This window comes from Vibrio sp. 10N.261.52.A1, from assembly GCF_002876325.1.
Lineage (GTDB): Bacteria > Pseudomonadota > Gammaproteobacteria > Enterobacterales > Vibrionaceae > Vibrio > Vibrio chagasii.
Map to the genome: position 1 here is coordinate 1 of NZ_MCYD01001131.1, position 2,423 is coordinate 2,423.

A 2,423-nucleotide genomic window follows, 5' to 3' on the forward strand; every position below is an offset into this window, starting at 1 on the left:
ATCCAATATTATCTTTCGCGAAATCAAGATAATACTATGGAATTAAGGTAACTATCAGATGTATAAGCAATCCCTACTCTCTGCTTCAATCGTTTTAGCGCTTTCATCAACCTCAGCCTTAGCTGAAGATTATGCCCTATTTGACGAGGTTGTTGTATCGGCAACTCGTACTGAACAAAGTAAAGCTGATGTTTCAAGCTCTATTGAATCAGTATCTTCAGAAGATATTGATAATCAAATGTCCAACGACATAAAGCAAGCCCTTCAGTACACACCTGGCGTAGAAGCTCAAGGTAGTGGCCGTTTTGGTATTTCAGGCTTTAATATTCGTGGTGTCGAAGGTGACCGCGTTAAATTAATGGTAGATGGTGTGCAACAACCTACTCCATATAACCCTGGTGCATCTGAACAGCGTAAATATTCAAACGCGATTGAAGTAGACACATTGAGTGTCATTGAGGTGAATAAAGGGCCCGCTTCTACGCTTTATGGCTCTGATGCTATTGGTGGTGCGGTACTGCTGAGAACAAAGAACCCAGAGGATATGCTTAGAACTGACGGTGATGAAAACCGTTTTGGTATCAAATCTAGCTACACTTCTGCTGATGAACAGTTTAAGAACACTCTTTCTTGGGCTATGCGTAAAGATAAGCTAGAAACTATCGTAATGGCGACATACGCTCAAGGTCATGAAACAGAGACTCACTCGTCGGGCTCTAATGTTGAAGGCCCAGATCGCGGTGCTGCTAACCCTGCAGATACGGAGCTAAGTAACTTCTTAGCAAAAGCATTTTACAATGTATCTGATTCGAATAAGATTGGCCTAACGGTAGAACATTATCAGCGTCAATATGATGAAGATGAGCTGAACTACAATGGCTACCAACTTATGCCGGGTTTTGTTTATACGGATAACTACAATGAAGACACCAACAAACGTTTCCGTGCGACTCTAGAGCAACAACTTAAACTAAACTCTTCAATTGCAGACTCTCTGGATTGGTCTCTAAGTTACCAAGATTCTAGTACTCTGAATAAAAACTACGACACGACTGGTTTTAATGGACGTCGTTTACGTGAGCGTGATGCATCTGATGTAAATATGCAGGTCGATACACAGCTGTCTAAGTTGGTTAACATTAGCGGTGCTGACTATGAGTTTACGTATGGTTTTACTTACCTACAAAATGATTTCGAATTAGACAATACTGACCATAAGTTTGACAGAGGCACTGTTACTCCAGGTAGTACAGGTATTCCTGACGCAAAAATCACGCAATGGGGTGTTTTCCTTCAAGACCAAGCGTTCTTCATGGATGACAAGCTCATCGTAACGGGCGGTCTACGTTATGACTCGTTTGTTGCTGACCCATCAACTGATGAAGGCTACACAACGGAATACGACAAGAATGAAGATGACGCATTCACTGCCAAATTAGGTTCGGTTTACCATATCAATGATAGCTTGTCTGTTTTTGGTCAGATTGGCCAAGGCTTCAAAGCTCCTTCTGTTTATGACCTTTACTACTTCTATAACCAAGGTGCTATCGTAGAGGCAAACCCTAATCTGAAAGCAGAAAGAAGCCTTTCTTATGAGCTAGGATTGCGTGGCAACAACCAATATGCCCGTTTCGAATTGAGCACGTTCTACACCGATTACACTGATTTTATCAACGAAACGAAAACAGGTGAGCAAGGAGGTAAAGATGTGTTCACGAAAGAAAATTTAGACGAAGTAACGATTTATGGTGCTGAGTTCTCGTCAACTATCAATCTTGACACTCTGTTTGACGCACCTTACGGCACTTACACTCGCCTAGCTGTTGCTTATGCGGATGGCGAAGACAAGAAGACTGGTAAGTCAATTGATTCAGTTGCACCACTAACAAGTACAATCGGATTTGGTGTTGAACGCGATAATTTCGGTTCTGCGTTAAATGTTAAAATGGTTGCGTCGAAGGATGATTGGAACTCTGACGACAACGTTGATGTATCCGGATACACAGTTGTAGACTTGACTGCTTATTACCGTCCTATGACAGATTTAACTCTGAGAGCTGGTCTATTTAACGCTCTAGATAAGAAGTACTGGTTGTACAGTGATATGTCTGGTAGCGCACATGATTCTCAATTCAACACAGATATCAAATCTCAGCCTGGTCGTAACTGGGGCTTATCTGCAAACTACGAATTCTAATTCGTTACACACCTGAACTACAGAAACTAAAAAGCCAGCTATAAGCTGGCTTTTTCAATTTCACTAAAAATTGTATCAAAAAGGAATAAAGTGAAATTACTTCTCTGCCATTTCTTTCTTAACCATTACTGCTGCAGCAACGATGAAAGTGATGATCAGGCCTAGTTCCATGATTAACTCCAAAGAAAATTAACATTAAACATATAATTCGCGTGCATAGTAACAC

Annotated in this window: 1 protein-coding gene; it reads left to right on the forward strand. The window is 41.1% G+C overall.

Translation table 11 applies throughout. The annotated features are described in order from the left end of the window. The first annotated feature begins 58 nt into the window (after positions 1-58). The gene (locus tag BCT81_RS24245) at positions 59-2,197 is read left to right on the forward strand and encodes a TonB-dependent hemoglobin/transferrin/lactoferrin family receptor (RefSeq protein WP_102426127.1); all 2,139 of its coding nucleotides are present in this window, start codon (positions 59-61) and stop codon (positions 2,195-2,197) included. Positions 2,198-2,423: the final 226 nt, after the last annotated feature.